Origin of the sequence: Pontibacillus halophilus JSM 076056 = DSM 19796, assembly GCF_000425205.1 — a bacterium.
Taxonomy (GTDB): Bacteria; Bacillota; Bacilli; order Bacillales; family BH030062; genus Pontibacillus_A; species Pontibacillus_A halophilus.
In genome coordinates, this window is sequence record NZ_AULI01000002.1 from 118,163 (window position 1) to 140,479 (window position 22,317).

Annotated in this window: 24 protein-coding genes; 2 read left to right on the top strand and 22 right to left on the bottom strand. The window is 41.6% G+C overall.

The features are described 5' to 3' along the window. Positions 1 to 50 precede the first annotated feature (50 nt). On the bottom strand, positions 51 to 1,001 hold the full coding sequence (locus tag H513_RS0102950; protein ID WP_026799371.1) for a TIGR03571 family LLM class oxidoreductase: 951 nt from the start codon (positions 999 to 1,001) through the stop codon (positions 51 to 53). Between the two features lie 33 nt (positions 1,002 to 1,034). Further along, positions 1,035 to 2,231 carry an MFS transporter gene (locus tag H513_RS0102955; RefSeq protein WP_026799372.1) on the bottom strand — a complete coding sequence of 399 codons (1,197 nt, stop codon included), beginning with the start codon at positions 2,229 to 2,231 and terminating at the stop codon, positions 1,035 to 1,037. A gap of 194 nt (positions 2,232 to 2,425) precedes the next feature. On the opposite strand from H513_RS0102955, the gene H513_RS0102960 reads away from it, so the two are divergent. Next, positions 2,426 to 2,770: a winged helix-turn-helix transcriptional regulator gene (locus H513_RS0102960; protein ID WP_026799373.1), complete on the top strand. Its 345-nt coding sequence runs from the start codon at positions 2,426 to 2,428 to the stop codon at positions 2,768 to 2,770. A 30-nt stretch (positions 2,771 to 2,800) separates the two neighbouring features. Here the strand turns inward: H513_RS0102960 and H513_RS0102965 are convergent, their stop codons facing one another. The 7 genes from H513_RS0102965 to H513_RS0102995 form a co-directional block, all read right to left on the bottom strand. After that, positions 2,801 to 3,112 carry a winged helix-turn-helix transcriptional regulator gene (locus H513_RS0102965; RefSeq protein ID WP_026799374.1) on the bottom strand — a complete coding sequence of 104 codons (312 nt, stop codon included), beginning with the start codon at positions 3,110 to 3,112 and terminating at the stop codon, positions 2,801 to 2,803. Between the two features lie 192 nt (positions 3,113 to 3,304). After that, positions 3,305 to 4,777, bottom strand: coding sequence for a methyl-accepting chemotaxis protein (locus H513_RS0102970; protein ID WP_026799375.1), 1,473 nt, complete (start codon positions 4,775 to 4,777; stop codon positions 3,305 to 3,307). A 66-nt stretch (positions 4,778 to 4,843) separates the two neighbouring features. Continuing rightward, a complete protein-coding gene (locus H513_RS0102975) occupies positions 4,844 to 5,611 on the bottom strand; it encodes an SDR family NAD(P)-dependent oxidoreductase (protein ID WP_026799376.1) in 768 nt (255 codons plus the stop codon). A gap of 121 nt (positions 5,612 to 5,732) precedes the next feature. Next, positions 5,733 to 6,287, bottom strand: coding sequence for a histidine phosphatase family protein (locus H513_RS0102980; protein ID WP_026799377.1), 555 nt, complete (start codon positions 6,285 to 6,287; stop codon positions 5,733 to 5,735). Positions 6,288 to 6,353: 66 nt separating this feature from the next. Continuing rightward, positions 6,354 to 7,964 (bottom strand): amidohydrolase, encoded by a 1,611-nt coding sequence (locus tag H513_RS0102985; protein ID WP_026799378.1) that lies wholly within the window; start codon positions 7,962 to 7,964, stop codon positions 6,354 to 6,356. Between the two features lie 326 nt (positions 7,965 to 8,290). Beyond that, on the bottom strand, positions 8,291 to 8,476 hold the full coding sequence (locus tag H513_RS0102990) for a hypothetical protein (RefSeq protein ID WP_026799379.1): 186 nt from the start codon (positions 8,474 to 8,476) through the stop codon (positions 8,291 to 8,293). 241 nt (positions 8,477 to 8,717) lie between these two features. Next, positions 8,718 to 8,921, bottom strand: a complete 204-nt coding sequence (locus H513_RS0102995) for a DUF6501 family protein (RefSeq protein ID WP_026799380.1) — start codon at positions 8,919 to 8,921, stop codon at positions 8,718 to 8,720. A gap of 196 nt (positions 8,922 to 9,117) precedes the next feature. Between H513_RS0102995 and H513_RS0103000 the strand changes: the two genes are divergently transcribed. After that, the gene (locus H513_RS0103000) at positions 9,118 to 9,978 is read left to right on the top strand and encodes a DMT family transporter (RefSeq protein WP_026799381.1); all 861 of its coding nucleotides are present in this window, start codon (positions 9,118 to 9,120) and stop codon (positions 9,976 to 9,978) included. A gap of 46 nt (positions 9,979 to 10,024) precedes the next feature. Here H513_RS0103000 and H513_RS0103005 read toward each other — a convergent pair whose 3' ends face one another. From H513_RS0103005 to H513_RS0103065, 13 genes are all read right to left on the bottom strand, one after another. Further along, the gene (locus H513_RS0103005) at positions 10,025 to 10,393 is read right to left on the bottom strand and encodes a VOC family protein (RefSeq protein ID WP_026799382.1); all 369 of its coding nucleotides are present in this window, start codon (positions 10,391 to 10,393) and stop codon (positions 10,025 to 10,027) included. 18 nt (positions 10,394 to 10,411) lie between these two features. Further along, entirely contained in the window at positions 10,412 to 11,125 is a 714-nt protein-coding gene (gene sfsA, locus H513_RS0103010) for a DNA/RNA nuclease SfsA (RefSeq protein ID WP_231572101.1), read from the bottom strand. Between the two features lie 55 nt (positions 11,126 to 11,180). Beyond that, positions 11,181 to 11,783, bottom strand: coding sequence for an alpha/beta hydrolase (locus H513_RS0103015; RefSeq protein ID WP_026799384.1), 603 nt, complete (start codon positions 11,781 to 11,783; stop codon positions 11,181 to 11,183). Next, on the bottom strand, positions 11,780 to 12,703 hold the full coding sequence (locus tag H513_RS0103020; RefSeq protein WP_026799385.1) for a VOC family protein: 924 nt from the start codon (positions 12,701 to 12,703) through the stop codon (positions 11,780 to 11,782). The genes H513_RS0103015 and H513_RS0103020 overlap by 4 nt, the downstream gene beginning before the upstream one ends. 155 nt (positions 12,704 to 12,858) lie before the next feature. Then, on the bottom strand, positions 12,859 to 13,764 hold the full coding sequence (locus tag H513_RS22210; protein WP_036769887.1) for a methyl-accepting chemotaxis protein: 906 nt from the start codon (positions 13,762 to 13,764) through the stop codon (positions 12,859 to 12,861). A 194-nt stretch (positions 13,765 to 13,958) separates the two neighbouring features. Next, entirely contained in the window at positions 13,959 to 14,921 is a 963-nt protein-coding gene (msrA, locus tag H513_RS0103030; protein WP_026799387.1) for a peptide-methionine (S)-S-oxide reductase MsrA, read from the bottom strand. A 79-nt stretch (positions 14,922 to 15,000) separates the two neighbouring features. Next, entirely contained in the window at positions 15,001 to 15,819 is an 819-nt protein-coding gene (vrrA, locus tag H513_RS20795) for a VrrA/YqfQ family protein (RefSeq protein WP_051239628.1), read from the bottom strand. Positions 15,820 to 15,906: 87 nt separating this feature from the next. Beyond that, entirely contained in the window at positions 15,907 to 16,599 is a 693-nt protein-coding gene (locus H513_RS0103040) for a uracil-DNA glycosylase (protein ID WP_026799388.1), read from the bottom strand. A gap of 181 nt (positions 16,600 to 16,780) precedes the next feature. Continuing rightward, complete coding sequence (locus H513_RS0103045) at positions 16,781 to 17,029, bottom strand: DUF2584 family protein (protein ID WP_026799389.1); 249 nt, start codon at positions 17,027 to 17,029, stop codon at positions 16,781 to 16,783. 73 nt (positions 17,030 to 17,102) lie between these two features. Next, positions 17,103 to 17,489 (bottom strand): DUF5365 family protein, encoded by a 387-nt coding sequence (locus tag H513_RS0103050; RefSeq protein ID WP_026799390.1) that lies wholly within the window; start codon positions 17,487 to 17,489, stop codon positions 17,103 to 17,105. 98 nt (positions 17,490 to 17,587) lie between these two features. Further along, a complete protein-coding gene (locus tag H513_RS0103055; protein ID WP_026799391.1) occupies positions 17,588 to 20,728 on the bottom strand; it encodes an AAA family ATPase in 3,141 nt (1,046 codons plus the stop codon). A gap of 2 nt (positions 20,729 to 20,730) precedes the next feature. Next, a complete protein-coding gene (locus H513_RS0103060) occupies positions 20,731 to 21,888 on the bottom strand; it encodes an exonuclease SbcCD subunit D (RefSeq protein ID WP_026799392.1) in 1,158 nt (385 codons plus the stop codon). A 142-nt stretch (positions 21,889 to 22,030) separates the two neighbouring features. Continuing rightward, complete coding sequence (locus tag H513_RS0103065; protein ID WP_026799393.1) at positions 22,031 to 22,234, bottom strand: hypothetical protein; 204 nt, start codon at positions 22,232 to 22,234, stop codon at positions 22,031 to 22,033. Between the last annotated feature and the right edge of the window lie 83 nt (positions 22,235 to 22,317).

Sequence of the window (22,317 nt, forward strand, 5' to 3'; positions counted from 1 at the left end):
CCATAAACCATAAAGAACCCGCCACCATACAGGTAGCGGGTTCTTTATGGTTATTCTTCGTGAGGTGGAAAATGAGGTAGAATGTATTCTCCCATTTCCTTCATAACTTCTTCCACAGGTCGGGTGCTACCTGATAAGGAGATCATCACATGATTCACACCGATTGATTCAAGTTCTTGTAAATGATTGAGAAGCCCCTTCACACCAGTCGTGAGCTTTAGCTTCACCTGTTTAGCAGCTTGCTCTTGGTCATTACTTAAGTCCAAACTTAACGGCTGAATGAATGCTTTATAGAAACCAGGGTTGTTTGTTTCAGACTTCTCCCGGTACTCTTGTATTAATGCCTGCTGTTTCTCCGCTCGTTGAGGATAGAACATCCACCCATCACCATGACTTGAAACCCAATCTAACGTCTGTTGAGCATAACCTGTAAGAAAGATTGGAATACGTTTCGTCGGTTTTGGAACTAAATTTGATTGGTCTAGTTGACCTAATGGCGACTGGATAGATGGAAACTCTTCCTGTATCACTCTATTAAAGTACTCATAGCTTTCCCGAAAGAGCTCACCTCGTCTCATAATATCTACCCCTAACCCTTCGAAATCCTTGCGCCGATCGCCAGAAGATAACCCTAGCATGAGTCGCTCAGGAAACAAACGCTCGATGCTACTGACTTCCTTCGCAAGTCGAAGCGGATGTCGTAAGGATAAGACAGAAGCAGCCGTACCTAAATTAATCTTTGTTGTATGACTGCCTATATAGGTTAGATAAATGAAACTGTCATACACTTGCCCTGTTGCAGGATCTTCGAAAGTTGGGTCCTCCAATAAGACATCTTGAAACCAAATTGATGTGAATCCGAGCTCTTCAGCAAGTTGCGCACGTTCTGCTTGCCTTTCCAATGTAGGAACACAATGGCCATGATTTTCAATAGGCATCGTGAGTCCCACGGTAAGCTTATTTTCTTTTATCATCCGGTCAAAGCCAGTATGACCTGTCATCGAATCGCTCCCTTTCTTAAGAAAGGAGGAAATTTAGTTCTTCTCGAGTTTACCAATTAACGCCGTTAATAGAATGGCACCAACGACCATAATCCCTCCTATCCAAGCAGTATGAATCAATCCGATTGAATCTACAACCAATCCGCCTACAAATGAACCAATAGCAATTCCAACGTTAAACGCTGCGATGTTAATTGCAGAAGCTACGTTTACTGCACTTGGAACATATTTCTCAGCCAACTGAACGACATAGACTTGTAGACCAGGCACGTTCATAAAGGCGAAAAGACCCATCAAGATGATAGTAGCCAGTCCTACAATCTTCATTGGAGCTGTAAAGGACAAGATAAACAAGATGACCGCTTGGAATATAAACATCGTAAGCAACGCTTTGACTGGGTTTTTATCTGCTGCTTTCCCACCAATCGTATTCCCGACTGCGATTGCTACGCCATAAAGAACTAAGATCAAGCTTACGGCATTGGTAGAGTAACCTGTAACATCTTCTAGTAATGGAGCCAAGTACGTGAATACAACAAATGTACCTCCATACCCTAGTAACGTAATTAAGAAGACGAGCATGATTCGTCCATTCTTCAATAGTTTAAGCTGGTCTTTCATACTTGCTGGGGGTGCATCTTTTAAGTTACGCGGTACAAGAATGGCACTAGATAGAATAGCAATTAGACCTAGAATAGCAACACCAAAGAACGTCGCTCTCCAACCAAATGTTGTTCCGATGAACGTACCTAGTGGCACACCTGTAACGGTCGCAACCGTCAAACCAGTGAACATAATTGAAATCGCAGAAGCACGTTTGTTCTCTGGTACTAAATCTCCAGCTATCGTTGCACCAATGGAGAAGAATACACCATGAGCAAATGCTGTAAAGATTCGAGCGAGAATTAAAATCCAGAACGAAGGCGCTAATGCCGCGGCTAAGTTACCAACGATAAAGACAACCATAATAAGCATGAGTAATGATTTCCGGTTCATTTTATTTGTAGCAACGGTTAGAATAGGAGCACCGAAGGACACACCTAATGCATAACCAGATACTAAGATTCCTGCAAGCGTAATCCCAACGCCCATATCATCTGCAATTGTACTTAATATCCCGACGACAACGAATTCCGTTGTCCCAATTCCAAAGGCACTAATGGCTAAAGCGAGTAGTGCTGGTAAATTTGATTTTTTAGTTTGTTGTACTTGAGCTGCTTGTGCACTCATAAATTTCTTACCCCCTAAAAATATCCTAAAAATTTAGTTACCAACCGAAGAACACGCGGTAAGGGCGTGCATCTAATTGGCACAACGTTATTATGTCGGATATACTACTAAGAGAAAAGTACGCACTTTAAAGTGCAGTAGGTACAAATAAGTACAGTAGGTACTTTAAAGTAACCATAAGGAGAGATTCATGAATGAAGCAATACAACATTGGCGTTGAAGCCACATTAGACGTAATCGGCGGGAAATGGAAACCAGTGATACTGTGTCACTTGATAGATAATGGGACAAAGAGAACAAATGAACTAAAACGCTTGATTCCGAACATTACTCAGAAAATGCTTACCCAACAGCTTCGTGAGCTCGAGCAGGATGGAATTATTGAAAGAAGAATCTACAACCAGGTCCCCCCTAAAGTGGAGTATTCACTAACGGATTATGGGAAATCTCTTGAAACCATTTTATCCGCACTATGCGTGTGGGGCGAACAGCATATGGAACAATTAGAAGCTGAAGAAGAAGAGAAAGTTGAAGCATAAGAAAAACCTTGCGGCGCCGCAAGGTTTTTCTTATTCCTTATTCATATGATTCTGTCCCCAAGTACACAACGTATCAAGCACCTCTTCTAAACTACGCCCATACTTAGACAGACGATAGGTCACTTTCACTGTAGCCCCTGTTTCTATCTTACGATGGATAACGCCTTTATTCTCAAGGCTTTTTAAGCACTGTGAAAGTACCTTTCTTGATAACGTAGGGAACGCTTCTTCTATCTCTTTCGTCCGTAATGACTCTCGTTCCTTTAACAGACAAAGAATGGCTGAATTCCATTTCCCACCTACAACATCCAATGTTGCGTCGATTGGTGTATGTATACTCATTCCTAACCCCTTCTTTCCAACCTTACAGTTAACAAGATCTCTACAAAATTGTACAGGGACTTCACGTAATCGACAATGAATACGCATAACCTAACTTTAATGGATGATATAACCATGACGCATGTTAACTTAACCCAATAGAAAAGCATCCAAAATGGATGCTTTAACCAGTCGTCCTATATAAGGATTCCGCTAAGCTTGTCTAAGCTTCTCTGCTTGTTGGGAAGTTTGTTTCATTGTTTCAGCTATACTTTCGTTGTCTTCCGTTAAATTCTCAACCGTCGCACTCATTTCTTCCATCCCAGCACTAGCCTGTTCAATAATAGCTGCCAGTTCAGTTGTGGATCGTTCTACATCAAGACTACTATTCATCACAAGACCAGCAATCTCCTCTGTCTGGTGGAAGTCATGCGTAATACGGTCAATCGTCTGTTTCAACTCTCCAAAGTAATGGGTGATCTCTGTTGAAGACACCTTCATGGATTCCATTTTCTCTTCACTTACATCCATTTTACTTAACGTTTCTTCATTATTCCGGTTTACATCAAGCAAGTTCGCCGTAATTTGTTCAGCTGTCTTATTCGTCATTTCTGCAAGCTTACGAATTTCTTCAGCAACAACAGAGAATCCTTTTCCTGCTTCTCCAGCTCTAGCAGCTTCAATGGAAGCATTCAATGCAAGTAAATTCGTTTGTTCTGAAATTTGCTTAATCGTATCAGAGAACGAGTTCGTTTCTTTCACTTTCTCACTCAAATGTTGGAACGTCTCATTTACATCATGAATAAATGTTCGAATTCCTTCCACATCTTTCTTGAATTCCTCAACTTTCTGCTCTCCCTCTTCAGTAAGACCAGTCGCTTCACTTGCTTCTTTCGTCAACAGTTGAATTTTCTCTCCTAACTCTCTCATCCGCTCATGTGAAGTGGATGTATTTTGAGAGATCTCTCCAATTTGTTCACTTTGTTGCTGACTACCAGCCGCTAATTCATGTAAGGCAACTTTCATATCTTGCTGTGCTTGTAGATTTCCCTGTACCTTCTGATTTGCACCCGTAATTCCTTCTATAATGGAACTCACATTCGCCTCTAATCGCTCACGTAGTTCTTTCTGTTCAGTGGAATACGATTCACTCTGCTCCAACAATTCAGTAACTTGTAACTCTTGTCGATAGCTAAGGTGGATTAGCATCCCCAATAACACACCTGATAGTAGATAGGTTAAGTAAATGGTTCCCGCGTTCGCTTCTAAAGCCGCAACATCCTGAACACTGTATGTAATCGCCAAGACCATGGTAATAAATCCGCTGACATAGCCTATCAGGAAGATTACGCGCTTGAAATGAACCACAGAAAAGATGGCTAGAAAATAAGTAACGGCAACTAACATAATCCCGCCACTAGCAAAGAAAACACCTGACATCGTAAATACATTTGTCATTACTACAGCTATGTATGGGAAAACAATGTATCGTTTTAACCAAACATGTGTAACTAAAAAGCTTCCGGAAAATAATACAATTTCAATTCCAAATATGATAAGAGCATCTGTGTTGCTTTGCATGAGTGATTTACTAAAAGCCGCAATTAATGAAACAGAAAAAGCAATAAACATTAACCAGTTTTTCTTTTTTGTATCTTGTAGTTTCATCTTATCTACTGCACTCATCTTGATCCTCCTCTTCTGAATGCAAGGGGCTGTCTCCATAAGCTTTAGACAGCCCCCGTGTGAAAGTTATGGACGGATATCTGACTTGAAGACAGAGAATCCGTCATCAGCCATAACGACTGTTCCATTCATAACGTTACCTTCATCAGATGCTAGGAATGCTACGACGTTTGCAACCTCTTCAGGCTTAATCAATTTTCTTCTAAGCTGTTGGCGTTCCATATATTCAAGAAGCCCTGCATCACGGTATCCTTGTACAATATTGGTGTCAACTCCACCAGGCCCAACACCAACGACACGAATTCCATAAGGAGCAAGCTCCAATGCACCGTGCTTCGTAAGCATAACCACTGCGCCTTTAGCTGCTTGATAGCCTGTCACACCTAATGTACCTGTAAATCCAAATACAGACGCATTATTGATGATAACACCTTGTACGCCAAGCTCTTTCATCTTTTTAGCCGCTGCTTGCATGCCATAGAATACTCCATGTTGGTTTACAGCAACAACCTTCTCATAGTCTTCTACAGAATGCTCAAGAAATGGCGTGTTCACACCAATACCCGCATTGTTGAACATCACATCTACTGTTCCGTATGTATCTACTGTTGCTTGAACTAATGCTTCTACTTCCTCAAACTTTGCAACGTCTGTACGTTTGAATAGTGCTTGTCCACCAATGGATTCAATCTCATTCACAACTTCTTCGCCAGCTGTTTCATTTACATCAGCAACCACAACTTTCGCTCCGCCTTTCGCAAAACGTAACGCTGTAGCTTTACCAATACCATCAGCACCACCGGTGATGATTGCTACTTTTTCTTGAAGGGTCATTTTCTCCAACTCCCATGTAATAGATTGTAAAATAGGTGTTACTTTCTTTATTTCGGATAAATTTTGAAAATGTTTAAGTAAAAAATCCCTATTCCTCGAAAGGAATAGGGATTTCGTAATATTAATCGCTCCATATACGTGATAAGCCAAAGGACCCATCTTTCTTTGTAACCATATATAAATCAGGATGTGTGAGTTCCTTCCATTCTGTAAACCCTGCTTCTATACCTAAATAGTTTAATATAAGGATAAAGAGGTTGCCATGGGTAACGAGCAATGGTACTGCATCTTCTTCTACTTCTTCGAACAGTTCATCTAATAACCCTGCTACACGATCCATCGCTTCTTGGTTCGACTCTCCATCTTCGAGTTTGACATGATAATTCTTAAAGGAAGTTTCTAAGAAGGATTCCATATCCTTTAAAGGCTTTGCTGAAACATGTCGCTCCAAGAGTCGTTCATCAGTCTCTATATCAATGTCTTCTTCTTTCGCTAATGGTACGACACTGTTAATCGCACGTTTAGCGGGGCTAGATAGAATGAAATCCACTTCAACAGGATAATGTTCCATAAAGGTTGCCACTACCTGAGCTTGTCGAATACCTAACTTCGTTAAGGGAGCTTCATCCTCTTGTCCTTCTGCAGAACAATGTCTCATAATCATAAATTGCTTCATGTTGTATCTCCTTCAAATGCGTTACTTATCTGTTGTTATCGTACTAGTTTTTTAACCGTTACGCAATCATTGCTCACGTGTGTATACACGCTCTCCACGAATCCATGTCTCTACGACGTGACATTCCTTCCACTCCTTTGGAGCCACGAGCATCGGATGCTGAGACAGTAACGCAAAATCCGCCTTATAGCCTGGTGAAATTCTTCCTTTATCATGTTCTCGGAATTCGAGTTCCGCTGGAGTCCTGAAGAATCCCGTAAAGCTTTGATTAACTGTTAATCTTTCTTGAGGCATCCACCCTCCTTCTGGTTGAAGGGATAAATCTTGTCGGGTCATGGCAGCGTAAACGGACATTAACGGATTCAACGATCCAATCGGTGCATCTGAACTTAACGTAATCGGAATGTCATGATTTAGCATAGATTGGAATGCATCACAATAAGGAAGAAGTTCTTCTTTCGTCCAACGGTCCTTCTCATCCCACTCTGCCATTAAGAAGCTTGGCTGCGTTTCGATGTAAGGGCGCACTTGTTGCAGTCGGTCCAGCAAATCGCTTCGCAACGTCTGGGCGTGGATAATTCGATGACGCAATTCGTCTGTTCTCGCCTCTTTCTGTTGTAATGCTGATAGTGCAGTCTCAACGGCACGATCCCCTAAGGCATGAATGGCAACTTGCATGTCATTCTGTGCGGATATCCGTACAATTTCTTTCAGCTCTTCTTCATTAAATAGCAATTCTCCCGTTGTATCTGGTGTATCTGGATAAGGAGAGCTCATCGCTGCAGTATGAAGGCGTTGTGTGCCATCTAAGAATATTTTAATGGCACCAACCTTGACTCGCTCTGTACCATCACCTGTTCGCAATGTTACATTCCTAATAAATTCGTCCAAGTCCTTCTTGTCAAACATATAGTAGTGAAGTACAGCAGTGATTGGCAAATGACCTTCTTGTTCAAGCTCAGTATACGCCTGCCAGAGACGGTCAAATGTACCTATGAAACTCCTATCATCGGTATGAACGGTTGTAATACCATACTGCAATAAATACGGCATAGACGCTTTGATTCCACTTTTTACTTGCTCCATCGAGCGCTCCCATAAATGATAGTTAATGAAGTGAACGAGTGTATCTTTAAACCGACCTGTTAATTCACCATTTTCATCACGCTCTTTAAACGCTTCGGGCTGTTCATGGAAGAATTCTTCTTGCTCTAGACTCTCTAATAACTTCTCACTAATCACACATTCGTGCCCATCTTGATGCATGAAGTACATATATTTGTCTAGATTGATTTCATTCAAATCTTTGGCTGTTAATAGATGATTGATATCACCAAACTGTCCATCATTAAACCCTTTGCCGAAAATCCAATGGGACTCTTCAATACGGTCGTAATGCTTCTCCACACTCTCTTTCATTTCCTTGAAACTCGTTGCCCTTGTCAAATCTAACTCACTCTTCAATAAACCAAATCTCAATAAGTGCAAATGAGAGTCTGTAAAACCAGGAGTAAGCGTGTAACCTTTCCCATCCACCACCACTTCCTCGTGACTCTCTCGTATGTATAAGCCTTTGTTTACGGAATGGATTCGTTCACCGTCTAACACAACGTGGTAACGTTCTTCTGGATTACTTTCTTCATAAGGATCATAGACACGCACATTATCTAAAATCATGACCGACACCTCCGATTTATTCCTACTCATGTACTTCCCATTTGTGACAGATTCAAACAGGAGTGAAGGAATTAGTAAAACTTCTATTTACAGTCTTCCGTACATGAATGGAACATCCTAACTGAACAGACATGATTAGAGAGTGGTACTGCAGTTTGAGCAACCTTCACCTCAATTGCATACTTCTCTTTACGGTCAATATGTGGAAGGCATCAGACGGTAAGAACTGGACCCGTAATAATCAAAACCCCTAGACTAAATCTTAGCGTTTCAAAGAGATACCTAAGGGCTAGGTTTATTACGATTTTATACTGGCCTTGTAAGACTCATTTGTTATCCTGGTCATCCTGTTCATCAATTAAAGCTATGGAACGTTCTAACTTACTCTTCTCTACCATCAGTCGTTGTTCTTCTAGTTCCACTTTCTTCTTCTTCAACTCGAAATTCATTACAAAACATAAAAACAGAAAAGTCATGCCAACAATGACGGAGATAAATAAAAATAAATCCATCCTGTTCCACCCACCTCATATAAAGTCGTGATTCAAAGTTTAACGTTGCCTACATTATGTATACGAATGAATAAGACAATAATATGTGTGTATGAATAGATAATTGGAATGGAAACCATGTATACGTACCATTAGAATAGGGATGCAACATCATCATGATGCTGCATCCCTAGAATGGGTTGTACCTCTATTTACTCTCCCCCTACTAAGCTAATCAGACCGGGAGAGGGTCTCTTCTTTGTTATACTTCCTTAAAGTAATCCTTCTTAAAGCCGCCAATTCGACCCGTATTATCAATAATGAAGATAAATTCTTCTGTTTCATTTTTCACTTCATATACTTTTCCAGGTGTCAACACGCTGTCTACCACGTATTTTTCTGCATCTGCATGAACACACTCTACCTTTTTAATTGTTGCTGTTTCAGTCCACGTTTTATGAATCATCTTATGTATTCCTCGCTTTCTTTCTTGCATAGTTGTCTACCGACTATCTTATCGTTCCTGACACAGAATATCAAATACGTTCTTATAAAGTTGCCTTCGTTGACACGCACAAGCGATTTAGCTAATATAGCTTATTGTGTATGGATTGCCCATAACCTCACACTCTATAAGTATTGAACACACCACGGAGGACACTATGAATAATCGAACTAAAGGTATTTTATTACTACTATTATCCGCTTTCGGATTTGCCATGATGTCAATGTTTGTCAAGCTATCAGGTGAATTGCCGACTGTACAAAAAACGTTGTTCAGAAACATTATTTCTGCCGTCATTGCATTTGGCTTTGTTGTGTACAATAAAGAGCGCATCTTCGGGAAGAAAGAAAACCAAAAGTTGCTGCTCCTGCGTTCATCGCTCGGTACATTAGGGATGGTACTTTATTTCTATGCCATTGACCACCTAGTGTTGTCAGATGCCGATATGCTGAATAAACTCAGTCCATTCTTAACAATCTTATTTGCAGCGTGGTTTCTGAAGGAGCGCACGAAGCCGTTTCAAATTGTCTCTGTCCTCGTCGCATTTGGAGGAACATTATTTATCATTAAACCAGCCTTCTCACTGGATTTAATTCCTTACTTAGCTGGAGTATCTTCAGCTATCTTTGCTGCTGGAGCATACACAGTCTTACGTGTACTTGGCTCGAAGGAGCAGTTCTATACCGTCGTATTTTACTTCTCCTTCTTCACAACGGTTGTGCTAACTCCGTTCACCATCATTTACTTTGAGCCTATGAGCTTTCAACAAGTTACCTACTTATTGTTGGCTGGGTTATTTGCTACGCTAGGTCAATTTGGAATCACCATTGCCTATTCCTATGCACCAGCGAAAGAAATCTCCATCTTCTTCTATTCCACTGTGGTTTACACAGCAATTATAAGCATTGTACTATTTAATCAGGTACCAGATGTATGGAGCATCATCGGCTATATGGTTATATTCGGAGCATCATTCTATATGTTCCTACGTAACAAACGTGAGAATCCAGCATCCTAATAAAGAACGCCGAGTTCATGCTACTCTATGAACTCGGCGTTCTTTATTAGTTTCGTTGAATAAATTCTAAACGGTTGTCGAATGGATCGTGAACATATATGCGCTTAACTCCAGGAATAGACTCATCTACCCTATAAGAAATGTGCACGTTCTCCAAATGTTCCATAAGTGCTTCTATCTCCTCAACTTCAATTGCAGGATGAGCTTTTCTAGCACTCGTAAATGTCGCTTCAACCCCGATATGTAGTTCGTGCATCCCACACTGAAACCACACACCTCCATTACGTTTTAAAGCTTCTGGCTTATCCATTTCAGGAAGCCCTAGCTGCTCGCCGTAGAATAATCGCGCAGCTTCCTCACTTCCTTCTGGAGCTGCCACTTGAACATGGTCAATGCCTTTGATTAAAAAGGACATATCCATCCCTCCCCCTCCTTACTTCTCGATAACGAAAGGGATCTCCTTCTTCAATTGCACCCCTTCAAGAGTGATACAATTGGACAATGCGATTAGGTTCACACCTGCTTTCGATGCTTTTCGGAGTGCATTTGCAAATTGCGGGTCAATAGCATCAGCTGGTTTCACCAGGCGCAGGTCATCCCGTCCTATTACAAAGATAACCGTCGCTTTTCCTTGATCTGTCAGCACGTACTCTGTAAGCTCTTCGACATGTTTTCTTCCTCGTTTCGTTACCGCATCAGGGAAATAGCCAATCCCATCTATCCCAAGTGTTACACTTTTCACTTCGACTAAGTGCTCTGTCTTCTCTTCATGCAATAGAAAGTCAAAGCGTGAACCTTCTAAAGTATACTCTCTCCGCACATAATCCGCTTCTTCTAGTAACGGAATTCGATGCTCTTTAAGCGCTTTTTCTACTAGTGTGTTGGCTATGGTTGTGTTCAAGGAGACGAGCGTTGTTCCAGACCTTACACAGACTGCCGACCATTCTGTCTTTCTCCCCTTATCATCTGAATGTTGCACGTAAACGGATGCACCTTCTTGTAACAGTTCTGTCAATCGACCAGGGTCAGGAAGGTGGACAGTAATGATTTCTCCTTGGTAACGACAATGTAGGATAAAGCGATTAGGACGTTCCAAAAACATCGTTTCAATCAGCGGTTTCGTGAATGGGACGAATATACTTCCCACCTCAACCCCTCCTTTATAAGGAAAGCTCAAGCCTCTAAGGCTCGAGCTTTCTAGTCTATATCTGGTGGTACCATTTCTTCGCTCTTGTTACTTCACTCTCTGTTAAACGGTGACCCATTGATTCCCAGTGAACAGTAACCGTCGCGCCTGCATCATTAAGAAGACGCTCCAATTCATTTGTTTCTTCAGGTTTACAAATCGGGTCATTTGTACCGGCACCGATGAAGACGTTCCTTCCTGTTAAATCTGGTACATTCACACCCCGCCTTGGTACCATGGGATGAAAGAGTATGGCATCCTTCAAGCTGTCCTGATGATGGATCAGCAAACTCCCAGCAATGTTCGCACCATTTGAATAGCCAACAGCGATAACTACATTACGGTTAAATCCATAATCACGCGATGCTTCATCAAGGAAGGCATTCAATTCACTCGTTCGTTCAATTAGGTCTTCCTCGTCAAATACGCCTTCTTCAAGACGTCTAAAGAACCTAGGCATACCATTTTCACTCACGTTTCCTCTTACACTCAACACGTGAGCATCTGGGTCAATCATTTCCGCGATTGGGAGTAAGTCATGCTCATTTCCCCCAGTTCCATGTAAGAGGAGCAATACATTCGCATCCTTTGATTTCCCATGGTGAAAGATATGTTTCATGAATGTTTCCCCCTAACAATAGTTGGTAGTGCCGCTTCTATTTCATTTCGATGAGAATCGAGCCACTTCGGTAAGCGTAGATGATCCCCTAGTTCGTGTAGCTCTTCATCAATGAGAAATCCAGGTTCATCGGTAGCAATCTCAAATAAGATGCCTCCAGGTTCATGGAAATAAACCGATTTAAAGTAATCACGGTCTTTCACTGGTGTGACACGAAGCCCTTGTTCTCCTAGTTGTTGCTGCCACTGTTGTTGATCAGCTTCCTTTTCTGTACGAAATGCTATATGGTGAACTGTTCCAGCACCTTGTAAGCCTCGAACAGATGGGTGCTTGGGTATATATAGATATTGAGCTAAGTCAGCAGACGCCTTTAATTCATAATGTTCTTCTGTTTCTTCTACTACATCGTATCCCATACTCGTAAGAAGGTGAACCGTTTCCTTAGGAGCTTTGGAATGAAGAGTTGCACCATAGAATCCCTGAATAGCCTTTTCTTTCGGTACAGAACTATTCTCCCATACATCCTTCACTTCTCGATCTTCCTCAATCAGACCAAGTTCAAGTCCTTCAGGGTCGTTAAAGGCTAACGTACTCCCTTTCCAATTGTAGCTTACTTCATGTTCACTTAATCGTTCTTCCCAATAGGCTGCACTTCCTTTAGGAATAGAGAATAAAGTACGTTCTACTTGTCCCATCCCCACTCGACCATGCATAGCTCGTTCAATAGGGAAGAACGTTAAGATTGTTCCAGGTCGACCATATTCATCTCCGAAGTAAAAGTGATACACGCCGGGGTCATCAAAGTTTACAGTCTTCTTTACAAGACGAAGTCCAAGAAAGCCTTCGTAGAAATCGAGATTAACTTGTGGATTTTGTACAATTGCGGTAATGTGATGGATTCCATTTGTTTGTATAGTCATCAGTCATCGTTCCTTTCTGTTCGTTACTACGCATAATATATCTCGAATTCGAGATATTGTCAACGAAAGTGATTTACTCTTATATTCCCTTTGAGTAAAGGAACCATACGTAAAATCATGTAAAAAAGCAGCCGACCTTATCGACTGCTTTCAATTTATAATAGACTATTTAAATGCGCGGCTTCATTCTTTAATACATCAGCGGAGGAGACAACTTGCTCATAACTTTCAATTGTCCGATGAATGTAACGTAAAGCTTCCCCCATCTCTGACTCAATTGCAACCGTTCCTTTGGACATATTATTAATTTCATCAGTGATATGAACGACTCGCTCACGAACCTCTCCAATCGATTGCTCCACTTGCTGCGATAACTTTCTCACTTCTTTCGCTACAACATCAAAGCCTCGACCGTACTCTCCTGCTCTCGCAGCCTCAATTGCTGCGTTTAATGATAAGAGATTCGTTTGTGAAGCAATGGCTTTAATCGTGCTCACAATGCCCTTTATATCTTCTGCCCTATTCTCTAGAACACGTAGAACCTCCCGATTTCCTTTCGATACGCCCGCCATCCGTTCAACTTTCAAAGAAAATGTGTGTTGCCTTTGTAAACCTTCCTCAGATTGACTCGTTAGAGATTGAGATGTCTGTTGAAGCTCCTTTACTACACTTTCCATATGCTGTTGACGGTCTGTAATATTTGTTGCAACCTTCAACACCCCAATCACTCGGCTCTCTTCATAAATCGGCATGTAGGTAGCCTCAAGCCATACCTCTTCCCCGAACGCATTTTTTCTTAAGATTTTATCCTGAAAGCTCTTGCCTTTTAAGAGACTCGACCAAAACTCTTCATAAGCTTTCGAATATGTAAAAGAATCAAAACAGAAACGCTTATGCTCAACCCCTAATAATTCCTTACTAGATTTAAAGTTCATCGTGCGTGCAAAAATGTCGTTTACATAAGAAACACGTCTGTCTACTCCAAACTGAATGATTGCTAGATTATTTTGGATTGTCTGCAACATATTTGCTTCCGGAATTTTGATTTCAGCTGTTTTCATATTCCCCATCCCCTTAGCTCTTTATCTTATGTTTTCATCAGTATATAGTAGTTTGATAGGTTTATCTACCTAGAACAATGATCATTCACAAAACTTTGACAATAAAGGCACAATATCAGTTTGTGTATCTAGGTCATTTGTTCTATATGTGTATAAAAAAACACCCTATGGGCTCCATAGGGTGTTAACGTTATTTAGGAAAAGATAAAGGTTAAATGCCCATATCCTTCTTCTTCCATGTTCTCTTTCGGTACAAAGCGTAGAGCAGCTGAATTAATGCAGTAACGCATACCGCCCTGATCCTTTGGCCCATCGTCAAATAAATGACCTAAATGGGAGTCAGCTTGTTTACTTCTAACCTCTGTACGAATCATACCGTGAGATTGGTCTAAGTGCTCGTCTACGTAATAGACATCAATTGGTCTCGTGAAACTAGGCCAACCACAGCCAGCGTCGTACTTGTCAGTTGAACTAAATAAAGGTTCGCCCGATACAATGTCCACATAAATTCCATCTTCCTCGTGGTCATAGTACTCGTTCCGATATGGAGGTTCAGTCCCATTCTCTTGAGTCACTTTATACTGCATCGGGTTGAGCGTACGTTTCAGCTCTTTAGGGTCTTTATTCATTCCCCATGTACTCTCGATAAAGTCCTTCCGTCCGGAACCCTTCTTATAAAGGTTATAGTGGAATGACTGTTTCTTGTAATAGTCTTGATGCTTCTCTTCAGCACGGTAAAACGTAGATGCTTCCACAATTTTCGTCACAATAGGTTGCTTAAACTTTCCACTTTCTTCTAATCGCTGTTTGGATTGCTCGGCCAGCTGCTTCTGCTCATCATCATGATAGAAGATTACTGTCGTATAAGACTCGCCTCGGTCGTTAAACTGCCCGCCTGCATCTGTTGGGTCTATCTGTTGCCAGAACACCTCAAGAAGACGGTCATAAGGGAAAATCTCAGGATCATATGTGATTTGGACAGCTTCCACATGACCAGTAGTCTCTGAACACACCTCTTCATAGGTTGGGTTCTCTGTTCGACCACCTGTATACCCAGATACAATCTCATGAATACCAGGTCGTTGATCAAATGGTTCCACCATGCACCAGAAACATCCGCCTGCGAATGTTGCCTTCTTTAATTCATTTGCTGCCACAAAACATTCCTCCTACATGTATAAAAAGACTTTCCCTTATTGTTTCCTCTCAAGCCGTAAAAATCAAGTAGAATGCCCATTAGATATACATTTTCGGTGTTGAAGCACCTTTACTTGCGGTACGTTTTGTATTTTTTTGACTACCTGTTTTCGCTTTTGGGCTCTTCTTTGTCCCTGTAGAGTTAGAACGTTTCTTGTTCGATTTAGCATTTGAAGTAGCCTGCTTTTTAGAGGAAGTTGTCGTTTTTTTCACACGCTCTTTATCTGTTTTTTCTTTCGAAGAGCTCTTATTCGGTTTAACTTTCCTTACTTTGACTTCGCTTGCTTCTTCATCCGATTCCTCTTCAAGCTCCACTTCGGCTTCTTCTTCCTCTTCAACCACTTCTTCTTCATCATCTTCATTCATAATCTTCATAAGTTTAATCATCGTCGGGATGTTTCTAACCATTGGACCGTATTGTTGAACCATCGGTGCCGCCGTTTGAGCCATCTTCATGACAGACTGCACATTGCCTAGCATCCCACCAATTCCACCGCCACCTGACGTTGCAGCATTCGCTACACCTTGGACTGCATTGGCACCTCCGGCGAGATTGGCACCACCTGGATTTAGTAGCCTGCTCAACAAGCCACCTCCACCGGTAGGAACTTGTTGGGTTGGCACAGGCATATTTGGCATGTTCGGAAATCCATTTCCGAAAAAGCCAGGTAGTTGCTGCGCATTACTAGGAATATTACCTACACCGCCAGCACCAGCATTCCCTAAGCCCCGTAGACGGCTTAGTAAACCACCTGCACGACTTGCACCTTGCATCGCTTGATTTGCTCCTCTTGCTAAAGGGACACCGCCTGTTGGAAATCCACCTGGGGGTCCGAACGGTCTCATACCTGGAGGCATCTTCTACCCCTCCTTACTTTCATCACTACTTATAATGTACGTCATAAAGTAAGGAAGGTGCAGACTATTCTGTAAAGACTTGTTTACTTAATGGTTGTCGGGATAAGGGTCCATAGGCAATTGCCATTCGATAGGTGATTGTCCCGTAGCTTCCAAGATTTCATTTGTCTTAGAAAAGTGTCTACTCCCAAAAAAACCTCGATGAGCGGATAATGGGCTCGGATGAGGAGCAGTTAATACATAATGTTTAGTTTCGTCTATTAGGTTACGCTTCGACTGGGCAGGCTTTCCCCACAAGAGAAACACAGTTGGCTCTTCCCTATCATTTAAAGAAGCAATCACTTCATCTGTAAACATCTCCCAACCTTGGCGTTTATGAGAGTGAGCCTGTCCTTTGCGCACGGTTAATACGGTATTTAACAAGAGTACACCTTGTTTCGCCCAAGACAACAAGTACCCATGATTTGGGCTTTCTACTCCAATATCTGATTGTAATTCCTTATACATGTTTCTTAAGGACGGAGGTAATTTCACCCCTGGCTTTACAGAGAAGCTAAACCCATGTGCTTGATCTGGTCCATGGTAAGGATCTTGGCCTAGAATAACTACTTTCGTCTGTTCAAACGATGTGTAGTAAAGAGCATTGTAAATGTCGTGCATGTTCGGATAGACGGTTTCTTGCTCATACTCCTTCTTTAGAAATTCTCGTAGCTCTATGTAATAAGGCTGTTCAAATTGATGAGATAAAATGCGTTTCCAATCTTGTGCAAGTTGAATCATACATGCTCCTCCCATGTTGTTTAATTCATATACATTCCAAATGAAAGAGGCCGTTCCTATTCAGAACGACCCTTCTTAGTTCATGTTGTGATTACATAATTGTTCAAGGGAATTGGCATGACCATTTCCCGGGCAACCGCAAAAAGTTTAAAATAACGACGGAATCTTAGTTTGGTTGTCGTTAATTGACGCTATAGAGCGAAATTAGTTGATACGTAATCGTCGTCTTTCCTTTTGCCCAGTGCAACTCCTTAACCTGAGCTTTCCCAACATGCTCATCTTGAGAATAACGATAGACGTGCAATTCCTGTTCAAGTGGGAACACTTGGTAACCTTGAAGCGTCAGTGTAAATGTATTTTCTTTCTCTTGGACCCGCTTTTCTTTGCCTTCCGTTGTGATGGTCCATTCCATAGTCAGAGGCATGGTCATCTAACATCCCTCCTTCAAGTCAGCTATTGTCTTCTAGTCTTATCGTAAGTGAATATGTATTCCTACGCAAGCCTTACATGACATAGGAAGAGAGTTCAATACTACAATCCAAAGTCGTGTCGTTAACGAGGATAAAATCTACGTAGTCGAAAGGAAAGTTGACCTGTAAGCCGTGTAACATCTGTTGATTCCTCTTGAAAATCGTACGCAAGTGAGTCGTATCCTCTCCCCTATACATGCGCTCGAGTACAATCGATAAGGTGTGTATGGCACAGGTAAGTTCCATAACTTCTTTCATCGAGTAGGTGCGGAGATTCGTAAGTTCAAGAATATCCATGTTTACTAGCTCTCTTTGGTACTGATGAGAGAAGAACATCGGAAGCATGTGCTCACGTAGATGTGTCGCTACATGTTCTGCATACTTCTCCTGTTCTTCTGTAGCAGCTTTAATCATTTTCATCGGAAGGCCTCCTATGTACAGTAGATACAAATCTTTACATCTCTTATCCACTATATCATTACCAAAAAACAGGAGGTAACCGGTAAATATTCCCATCATTACGTTGAGATATAGAATCGTGCCGAAGAACCGGAAGGGCTAGGGTTTATTTCCAATTTCGCTTTAATTTCCTGCTTTAGCTGCGGAACGTGTGAAATAATTCCAAGCATACGATTCCCTTTCTGTAAGTCTTTCAGGGTATCAATGGCTTGTTCGAGTGAAACCTCATCTAGTGTTCCAAACCCTTCGTCTATAAAGAGCGTGTCCAACTGGACGCCCCCAGAATGAGACTGTACTACGTCCGCCATGCCTAGGGCAAGACTAAGCGCCGCTTTGAATCCTTCGCCCCCAGACAGCGTTTTAACTGACCGCTTCTGACCTGTGTAATGGTCTAGAACTTGCATGTCGAGTCCACTTTGCGCTCCACCTTTCGCACGTTCAGTGCTTCGCTCAAGTTGATAGCGATGATCGGTCATCTTATCCAATCGTAGGTTTGCTTGAATGATAATTTCATCCAAGAAAGCAGCAAGGACATAGCGCTCAAACGATAGTTTATAATAATTATCGCCTTTGGCTAGCTGCGCCAACTCACCAATGTAGGCGTAGCTCTGTTCTTTCTCTACTCGCTCTTTGATATACGATTGCAGTGCATGATAAATGGTACGATGAGTCTCGGTCTGAAATTGTTGTTCTTGTTGGCGTTGAACCAATTTGTGGATAACTTCTTCTGCTTCATTAATGAGCTGTTCATCCTTTTGAAGATCAGGCTCTTCCAACCCTTCAAGTTTCACTTCCAATTGACGAATGGATTCTCGAAGTTGATCGTAGCGTTTCTTAAACTCGTCAACTGCTTCCACCCAAACTTGAATTTGTTTCTCGTCCACTTTAGAGGCCTGATAGACTTCTTCTTCTCTGAATCCATTTTCTACACGTTTGTTCTCATAGTTGATTCTAGCTTCTTCAGCTTGTTGTTTCGTCTCATTAAGATAAGACGATTGCTGCTCAACTTCAGTTTGAATCCGCTGGATGTCTTCCCGCTGGTGCTGATAGCGTTGTTCTAGAAGTTGAAACGCTTCAATGGATTGTGACAACTGTCGTTCCTGCTCTTCAATCCATTTGGATAAGTTCGAGGTCGTTTCCTTCGCATCAGTGAGAGATTCTTGCAACTGTGAAAGTCTTGCTTCAACGGATAACCACTCATCGTGTGCTTTTTGAGATTGGGCTTCAATGTCTTTTTTCCGTTCCGCCTCTTCATGTTCTTGCCTTTGAAGCCTGTTAAGTTCATTTGAACTCGTTTGTAATCGTTCCATTCGTTGATTCAGCAAATAAAATTCTTGTTCGTATGTCTTTATTCGTTCGAGAATATGGTCAAGCTGCTCTTGACGGTCTTTGTCTTTCAGTCCAAGTTCTGTAATCGCTTCTAATAAAGACGTCTCAATTTCCTCAACGCGCTTAGCTTGAGCTTGTCCTTTATACTTCATATTCACGAATTGCTCTTGCATGTTGGAAAGCTCTTGTTGTTTCTGCTGTTCAAGGATACGCTTCTCTTCAATCGCTTCATCTGTAGCTACGTTCCCATGCTCTATTGCCTTCGATGGATGATGCGTAGACCCACACACAGGGCAAGATTCACCATCGTGTAAATGAGCAGCTAAGCGGACTGCTAATTGATCTCGTTGTGCTTGTTCTAACCGCTCTTGCTCTGCCTGGATTGCTTCTACTTCTTGCTGTTTGTTTGTATAAGACGTTTTCGCCGATACATACTGATTCCGTAATGTTGTCAGAGTTTGTTCTTCTTCGGTCAGTTGAGATAGAGCTTGCTTTGTTTCCTTTAACTGCTTCAGTTTCGCCTCTTGCTCATAATACTGTTTATTAATTTCATTAGACTGACTTGTTTCGCTAATGAGGTGACGTATCTTATCATTTCGTTCCTTTTCTTTTGATTCCATGCTAGCCAATGTTTCGGCTTTCGCTTCTTTCGTCTTTGCTAATGCATCCTTTTCTTTTAGAAGGGATTCATACTGAGTCAATCGCTCTAGCTCTTGCTTTTTGGAATGAATGAGCTGCCTAGCTTCTTCTCGTTCTTCTTCTTTGCCTATTTCACGCTCATAATCTTCTTTCGTCTTTTGAAAGGTGGATTGCTTTAGCTTTAAGGACTGTTGGTACTCCTCTAGACGTTGCTGTTGCTTCTTATAAGAAGCATCCCAGTTCTTCCATTGTTCCTCATAAGGGATTACGAGTTTCGCTCTTTGAGCAAGCTGAACTTGTTCATTCAACTTGTCCATTTCTGCTTTTCGCTCATGCTCTTGTTGCAACTGTTCCTTCTCTGAGCGAAGTTGCTGGAATTGTATTGAAAGTTGCTTTCGTTCGTAGTATCGAGATTGAACTTCTTTTAATTTCTCTCTTTGGGTCTGTGCTTCTCTTTCAAGCTCCTTCGCCTTTTCTCCTTCGTTATTGATTTGGCCATCTAAACGTAGTAAGGCTGCTTCTGAGGTTGAGAAGTTCGGAATCTCTCCCTCTTCCTTCTCTTCATTTGTTAAATCCCAACGTACCTTATTGATTTCTTCGTCTTCTCGCATTTCTAAGCGTTCAATATCTTGCTTCAATTCCTTTGACTGCTCTTTTAATTGCTCTGTCATTTGTTCGTACACATACGTATGGAAGATCTTCTTAAGAATCTCTTCACGGTCCTTGCTATTCTCTGAAATCAGTCGACGGAATTCACCTTGAGGAATCATAATCATCTTACGGAATTGTTCATAGTCCAAATGTAAATATCGCTCAATGGTGTCATTCACATCTTTGATTTTCGTTGAGAGGAGTTCTCTACCCTCTATAGACCTCTTATATAATTCTGCTTTTGGCGCCTGTTCTGTATAACCTTCTCCTCTGTCTTTCTTTTTGAACTGCTTTGGTGAGCGGTACACCTCATAGACCGTATCCCTAAGTTGGAATGTAAAGTGGACTTCAGTTGGAAGATTCTCGTCTGCAAAGTGGCTTCGTAGCGTATCTTGGTCCCGGTCGCTACCGCTAGCTCGACCATAAAGCGAGTATACAATCGCATCAAAGACGCTCGTCTTCCCTGCACCTGTTGGACCTGTAACGAGAAAGATGGATTCTTCACCTAATTCACTAAAGTCGATTACTTGTTTATCAGAATATGGACCGAATGCTTGAACTTCTAGTCGTAAAGCTTTCATCGTTATTTCTCCCTTTCTGATTCTGTTAAACGTTGAATGATGTGACTGACATGGACCTTACGATGATCATCTAGGTCTTTGCCTTTCACTTCTTTGTAGAAAGATTGAAAGAGATCAATCGGGGTCATTTTCTTTCGTTCTTCTACCTTGCTCCATTGTTGAGCGGTCTGTCTTCCGAGTAAACCCACACGTTCAAGGCTCAATACGTTTGGATAGACCTTCCTGAGTTTCCCCATTGGGTCGACTAACTGTCCTTCATCAAGAAGCTGAACATGTATGTAATCATTTCGATCTGTTGATTCTTCTTCTATTTGGAGAAGGTCTTGTAAATACCCCTCAACAATTCGCATGTCTCTTAATGGTTGGAGTGGATGAAGGCGATACTCAACTTCTCCATTGGACTGCAACTCTAGAATCGTAATCGATTTCTTCTGTCTTGCTTCTGAGAACGAATACTTCATCAAGGATCCTGAATAACGGATGTTTTCATGCCAAACTTTTTGAGGCTGATGGAGGTGACCGAACGCAACATAATCAAACGGTTCGAACAAGGATGCATCAATATATGGGGTCCCACCTAACATCGTCAATCGTTCTTCGGATTCTGACTCCATTCCACCAGCTAGAAATGCATGCCCTATGAACACATGTCGCTCCTCATCGTTCATGTTCTTCTTTATCTCATCAATGATAGCTTCCATGCTTTGTTGATGAGTGGTTAGATCATCACGCTCGAAATAAGCGCGAACATCCCCAGGCTCGACATATGGAATTAAATAAAAATTCACGGGTCCATGCTCGTCGGTTAACTGTACAGGGTGGAATGCTCTGTGAAGATGCGTTTGTAAATACAACCCTTGTCTTCTAAACATTTTGGAACCGAAATTTAATCGGTCAGGGCTATCGTGATTGCCTGTTATCGCTAAGATAGGGATTTGTAAATCAAATATAATCTCCGTAAATACTTGATTCAGAAGTTCAACTGCCTCTTTCGGCGGAACAGAGCGGTCGTATAAATCACCAGCTACAATGATCGCATCTGGCTGTTCTTCTCGCACGAGGTCAATAAACTGCTTTAACAAATGTTCCTGGTCTTCTGTCATATGAAGACCGTGAACTAACTTTCCTAAGTGCCAATCGGCTGTATGTATGAGTTTCATTACTAATGACCTCCAAGTTCATTATGTCTATCGGTAATCATAGCACAGCACTACTCCGAGCTGAAGACAAAAAACAGCAGTTCTATACTGCTGTTCTGCTGTGACAATCCCAAGTTCTAATTGAGTCTTTATATAAAGAATGTTAGGAGCTTTTTTGAAGAGGAAGTACGGCTAAAATACGGTCTTTTGAGAACTTGCGGTGAGCACAACGTAAATAACAGTATCCATACAAGTAATCGGAAGTTGTCTTTAATAACTTCACCTTGCGATGGGTAACTGTACCATCCTTTGATAAGTACATAAGTTCAACTTGTTCATTGACATAATGTCGGACATTTACATGCATAGCCCTTCACCTCCATATCCATATTATACACGAACACCCGTTCTTTTACTATTGTTTCACAAACATTCGTTCGTATATACTTT